Raw genomic sequence first — 5,929 nt, 5'->3', positions numbered from 1 at the left:
CCTCCAGCGCCTGCAGCGCCGCGCTCAGCGGGCCGGCGCCCACCAGCGTGGTGCTGCCCTTGAGCGCGTGCGCCGCGTAGGCTGCCGCGCCGCAGTCGCCGCTGCGCAGCGCGCGCTGCAGCTGCTCGTGCATGGGCGGCGCCACGTCGAGGTAGGTCAGGGTCAGGCTGCGGCAGGCGTCGGCGTCGCCGCCGACGGCCTGCAGCAAGACATTCAGATCGATATGGCGATAGGCTGGCAAGGCGGCTCCGTCTAGTGCACCGCGCCCAAGGGCAGCGCGAAGGAAAAGGTGGCGCCCTGGCCGGGCGCCGAGCGCAGCGCCATGCGCCCGCCCATCAGTTCAACCAGCGCCGCCGCCAGCGCCAGGCCCAGGCCGGCGCCGTCGCGCTTGCGCGCCGGGCCGTCGTCGGCCTGGAAGAAGCGCTCGAACACGCGCCGCTGCAGCGCGGCAGGCACGCCGTCGCCGCTGTCGCTGACCGAGAACGCCACGCCGCCGTCGGCAGCCTCGATGCGCAGGCGCACCGCGCCGCTGTCGGCGTGGGCCAGGGCATTGCCCAGCAGCCGCTCCAGCACCCGCGCCAGCTTGGCGCGGTCGCAGCCGACCCGTTCCGGCAGCGCCGGGTCCAGTTCGCAGCTGAGGAGCACCCGGCGCGCCGCCGCCGCCTCGGCCTGCCCGGCCAGCACGGCCTCGGCCAGTTCGCGCAGCGAGGCCGGCGCCAGGTTGAGCGGCGTGCTGCCGGCGTCCAGCGCACTCAGTTCCAGCACCGACTCGACCAGCGCCAGCTGGCGCTGGCCGCACTCGGCGATCACGCCGGCGAACTGGCCGACGCGGCTGGCGCCGGCCTCCTCCATGATCAGTTCGGCGTAGCCCAGCACGCCGTTCAGCGGCGTGCGCAGTTCGTGCGACATATTGGCCAGGAAGCGCGCCTTGGCGCGCGCGGCCGCCAGCGCCTCCTCGCGGCTGCGCACCAGGCGCCCGATCAGCAGGTGCAGGCCGAAGGCGCACAGCACGATCACCGCCGTGCTCAGGCCGGCCTGCAGCAGGGCGCGGTTGCGCGCGGTGTAGTAGTGCGCCAGGCTTTCCTCCTCGTCCAGGCCGACCGCCACGTACAGCGGATATTGCTCGACCTTGGCGTAGGCGTACAGGCGGCGCCTGCCGTCGACCAGGCTGCTGGCGGTCAGATGGCCGCGCGCGGCCTGGCGCATGGCGGCCACCACCGGGCCGGCCGACACGTCGGCGCCCATGCCCTCGTCGCCCTCGGCACGGCGCACCCGCACGATACCGTCGGCGCCGATCAGGGCGATGGCGCCGTGGCGGCCAATGTCGACGTCGTGGTACAAGCGGGTGAAGTAATACGGGTCCATCGACACCACCACCACGCCGCCGAAGCCGCCGCCGGGCGCGGCGATGCGGCGCGTGATCTGCAGCGACCATTTCTTCGACACCCGGCCCAGCACGGGCACGCTGATATAAATGTCGTCGGCGGCGCTGTCACGGTGGGCGCGCACGTGCGGCCGGTCCGACAGGTTGAGCGGCTGGAAGGGCTTGCTCGACAGCGCGACATCGCCGTTGCCGTCGATAATGGTCAGCAGATTGTAGACACTGGGGGAAGGCAGGCCCGCCTCGAGCTCACGGGCCAGGTCGAGCCGCCCGCCCTGCGCGGCGTAGCGGCCGCGCAAATAGACGGCGGCCTGGTCGGCCGCGTCCACGGTGCGCGCGGCGTGCTCCTCGAACACCCGCGCCAGGCTGGCCGCCTCGCGCTGCGCGTCGGCCAGCTCGCCGGCGCGCAGCTGGCCCAGCTGCGCCAGCGTCACGCCCCACACCGCCGCCACCAGCAGCGCCGCGAACATGGCCAGCAGCAGGCGCGCGTCGAGCCGGTCCATCACACCTTGCCTGGTCATGCCCTCTCCTTGCGGCCCGGGCGGGGTGGCGCCCGGGTCAAATAATCAAATTAAACGAATTTCTCAATTTAATTATATTTTATTCCGCAGCCTTTGTGCGCAGCACGCGCGCAAATATCCGCGCAACTCGTCGAAATTGACCGGTTTGCTGAAAAACACCACGCCGTCGGGCACGCCGCCGCGCGCCGCCAGCGCCTCCGGCGCCAGGCCGGACAGGATGGCGATGTGCATCTCGGCCAGTTCCGGGTAGCCCAGGATGGTCTTGATCATCTCGTAGCCGTCCAGGCCGTCCATCACGATGTCGGCCAGCAGCACGTCCGGCTTGTGGCTGGCGATCTCGATCAGCGCCTGGTAGCCGTTCTCGCAGAAGCGCACCGTCAGCGGCAGCCCCCATAGCGCCAGCTGGTGCTGGTACAGGGCGCGCTGCATCGGATTGTCCTCCACCACCAGCACCGACACCGTCGCGGCCGCCGCCTGCGGGACGGACGGCGCGACCGCCCCGCCCGAAGCGGCGGCGCGGTAGGCCTGCACCGCCGACAGCGGGATGCGGCGGTGCCCGCCCTTGGTCTTCCAGGCCTCGATCACGCCGGCCTCGACCAGCTGTTGCACGGAAGAGACGGAAATACCCAGCAGTTCAGCCGCGCGCTGGGTCGTGCAGACCTCCTCGGCAGCGCTGTCGACCGGCTTCATGGATGGGCCGCCGCGTCTGCCGCAGTCATCGATAGAAAAAACAAATTAAACATTTTTACCAAATTCATCAATTTTTATATAGAATTGTTTCCAGGATGCAGCACCGCCGGTCCCGCAGCACATTATGGGCCTGAAGCGGCGCGCCGCAAAGCACATCACAACCGGAAACCACCATGAAACTGAGCCATCTGAACATCGCACCCCGCCTCGCGCTGGGCTTCGGCGCCGTCATCGCACTGCTGATGCTGCAGGTGGGACTGTCTTATGCGCACATGCACAGCCTGGCCGACGAACTGTCACTGATCGGCGCGGACCGCTACCCCAAGGTGGCGCAGGCCCAGCGCATCAAGGACGGCGTCAACGCCACCGCGCAGCGCCTCTGCAATCTGCTGCTGATGACAGAGCCAGCCGCCGTGGCCGCCGAGCGCGCCGGCATCGTGCGCAGCGCGGCAGACCTTGACACCGCCTTCGGCGCGCTCGAACACCTGAGCGCCGGCGAACAGGACAAGTCCCAGCTGGAGGTGCTGCAGGCCGGCTTCGTCAGCCAGCGCCAGCGCTTCCTGGCCGCGCTGGACCAGCAGCAGCCCGCGCAGGCGCTGGCCATTTTGCTGCAGGACGTGCGTCCGGCCCAGCTGCGCTACGCGGAACGCCTGGATGCGCTGATTGAACGCCAGACCAAGCTGATGGCCGACGACGAGCTGAGCGCAGAGCACGAGACCACCGTCGCCACCACCCAGCTGCTGGCGCTGGCCGCGGTGGCCGCTGCGCTGGCCGCGGGGATAGGCGTGCTCATCAGCCGCAGCGTCACCACTCCGCTGGCGCGCGCCGTGCGCTTGGCCGAGCGCGTCGCGGACGGCGACCTCAGCTGCAAAATCGAGAGCGGCGGCCGCGACGAGACGGCGCGCCTGCTGCAGGCGCTGGCCGCCATGAACGAGCGCCTGGCCGCCCTGGTGCGCCAGGTGCGCGACGGCGCCGCCGCCATCGCCACGGCGTCCGCCGAAATCGAGTCGGGCAACCTGGACCTGTCGGCGCGCACCGAACAGCAGGCCGGCGCCCTGGAAGAGACCGCCTCGTCGATGGAAGAGCTCACTTCCACGGTGCAGCAGAACGCCGACAATGCCCGCCACGCCAACCAGCTGGCCGTGACCGCTTCCGGCGTGGCCGAGCGCAGCGGCGCAGTGGTCGTGCAGGTGGTCGACACCATGGGCGCGATCCAGGCCAGCTCGGCCAAGATGGCCGATATTATCAGTGTGATTGACGGTATTGCCTTCCAGACCAACATCCTGGCCCTGAACGCGGCAGTGGAAGCGGCCCGCGCCGGCGAACAGGGCCGCGGCTTCGCAGTGGTGGCCAGCGAGGTACGCAACCTGGCGCACCGCTCGGCGGCGGCGGCCAAGGAGATCAAGAGCCTGATTGGCGCCTCGCAGGCTCAGATCGACAGCGGCGGCAGCCTGGCGAAACAGGCCGGCGACACCATGCAGGAAGTGGTGGCCTGCGTACGGCGCGTGACCGGCATCATGGGCGAAATCCAGGCCGCCAGCCAGGAGCAGCGCGCCGGCATCGAACAGATCAACCAGGCCGTCACCGAGATGGACAGCGTGACGCAGCAGAACGCCGCGCTGGTCGAGCAGGCCGCCGCCGCCTCCGGCGCGTTGCGCGAGCAGGCCGCCGCTCTTGCCACGACCATCGAGGTATTCAAACTGGACGCGGCCGAAACCCCGCGTCCGCCCCGCGCCGTGCCGGCGGGCCGGCCGCGCGCCGCCGTGCTGGCCCTGGCCTGAAACCGGCGCTTCCCTCTACCCTACAAGGAGAACCACCATGTCCCTCCCACTTGCGCCAGCCCAGGCGGGCGCCATCGATCCGCTGTATGTTCGGCTGGGCATGATCACGCGCGGCGTGCACGACACCCTGTCGGCGCTGCGCGTCGGCCTGGACGCCGAAACGGGCGCCATGCAGGCCGCGCTGCACCGGACCCAGCCCGACGCCAACCTGACCAGCCTGCTGGCGCTGCGCCTGCTGGCCCAGCTCGAGCGCACGGAGACCGACCTGATGCACCTGCTGGCCGACAGCCAGCGCAAGGGCAGGATGGCGCGCCGTGGCAGCGCTGCCGGACACTGCATCGACGAACTGCTGGGCAGTGCGGCGCCATGACGGCCGTACAGACGCAGGCGTACACGGCACCGCCCATGCAGGTGCTGATCATCGACGACGACCCGGTCAACCTGGACCTGTTTGCGCACATGCTCGCCGCGCTGCCCGGCGTGGCGCCGGTGCGCGCCGGCACGCCGGAACAGGCACTGGACTGGTGCCGCGCGCACCAGCCGGACGCGGTGCTGCTCGACTACATGATGCCCGGCATGGACGGTATGCAATTTCTCGAACGCTTCCGCGCGCTGCCCGGGCTGGACACGGTGCCGGTGATGATGATCAGCGCCGACACCGGGCTGGCGGTGCGCCATCGCGCGCTAGAGGACAGCGCCAACGACTTCCTGACCAAGCCGGTCAACAAGACCGAGCTGCGGGCGCGGGTGCGCAATATGCTGACACTGCGCTCGGCCCAGCTCAGCAAGATGAACCAGGCCGCCGGCGAACTGGCCGCCCAGCAGTCCGAAGCGGTGCAGCAGCTGGTGCGCGCGGCCGCCTTCCGCGACCCGGAAACCGGCGCCCACCTGCAGCGCATGGCCCACTACGCCCGCCTGATCGCGGCCGGGCTGGGCTGGCCGGAGCCGCAGCAGGCGCTGCTGCTGGCGGCCGCGCCCATGCACGACATCGGCAAGGTCGGCATTCCCGACCACATCCTGCTCAAGCCGGGCCGGCTGGACGCGGCGGAAATGGCCATCATGCGCGGCCACTCGGCCATCGGCGCCGCCATCCTCGGCACGGCCGCCACGCCGCTGCTGGGCATGGCGGCCGCCATCGCCCTGTGCCACCACGAGCGCTATGACGGCCAGGGTTACCCGGCCGGCCTGCGCGGCGACGCCATTCCGCAGGCCGCGCGCATCGCCGCCGTCGCCGACGTGTTCGACGCGCTGACCTCGGCCCGCCCCTACAAGGCAGCGTGGCCGCTGGAACGGGCCGAAGCCTTCCTGCGCGAGCAGCGTGGCGCCCATTTCGACCCGGCCTGCGTGGACGCCTTGCTGGCCGGCTGGGACGAGGTGCTGGCCATCCACCAGCGATTCCAGGACTAGCACCATGAACAAGCTGATCGACTTCGCCGAACTGGAAGCGGCCGGGCTGCTGCCCGAACCGCCCGCCGCCGTGCACAGCCTGCTGCCGCTGTGCCGCGACGGCGCCGACCTGCCGGCGCTGGCCGCCGTCATCGCGCGCCAGCCGCGCC

Annotated in this window: 6 protein-coding genes; 3 read left to right on the top strand and 3 right to left on the bottom strand. The window is 70.6% G+C overall.

The window, feature by feature from the left end:
* The 3 genes from GTP77_RS29380 to GTP77_RS29370 all read right to left on the bottom strand — a co-directional run.
* The coding region (locus tag GTP77_RS29380) for an Hpt domain-containing protein (protein ID WP_187358897.1) at window positions 1-241 on the bottom strand (241 nt) is incomplete at its 3' end.
* 11 nt (window positions 242-252) lie between these two features.
* Window positions 253-1,902 carry a sensor histidine kinase gene (locus tag GTP77_RS29375; RefSeq protein WP_187358896.1) on the bottom strand — a complete coding sequence of 550 codons (1,650 nt, stop codon included), beginning with the start codon at window positions 1,900-1,902 and terminating at the stop codon, window positions 253-255.
* 72 nt (window positions 1,903-1,974) lie between these two features.
* A complete protein-coding gene (locus tag GTP77_RS29370) occupies window positions 1,975-2,592 on the bottom strand; it encodes a response regulator (protein ID WP_161075687.1) in 618 nt (205 codons plus the stop codon).
* Between the two features lie 173 nt (window positions 2,593-2,765).
* Here GTP77_RS29370 and GTP77_RS31130 point away from each other — a divergent pair, with 173 nt between their 5' ends.
* Genes GTP77_RS31130 through GTP77_RS29355 form a run of 3 tightly spaced genes read left to right on the top strand, consistent with a single transcriptional unit; the run spans window position 2,766 to window position 5,780 of the window.
* Entirely contained in the window at window positions 2,766-4,373 is a 1,608-nt protein-coding gene (locus GTP77_RS31130) for a methyl-accepting chemotaxis protein (protein ID WP_161075686.1), read from the top strand.
* Window positions 4,374-4,410: 37 nt separating this feature from the next.
* The gene (locus tag GTP77_RS29360) at window positions 4,411-4,743 is read left to right on the top strand and encodes a hypothetical protein (protein ID WP_161075685.1); all 333 of its coding nucleotides are present in this window, start codon (window positions 4,411-4,413) and stop codon (window positions 4,741-4,743) included.
* A gap of 35 nt (window positions 4,744-4,778) precedes the next feature.
* Window positions 4,779-5,780, top strand: a complete 1,002-nt coding sequence (locus GTP77_RS29355; protein ID WP_161075688.1) for an HD domain-containing phosphohydrolase — start codon at window positions 4,779-4,781, stop codon at window positions 5,778-5,780.
* Window positions 5,781-5,929: the final 149 nt, after the last annotated feature.

The organism is Pseudoduganella aquatica, assembly GCF_009857595.1.
GTDB classification, from domain to species: domain Bacteria; phylum Pseudomonadota; class Gammaproteobacteria; order Burkholderiales; family Burkholderiaceae_D; genus Rugamonas; species Rugamonas aquatica_A.
This window is presented reverse-complemented; position numbering and strand designations above follow the sequence as displayed.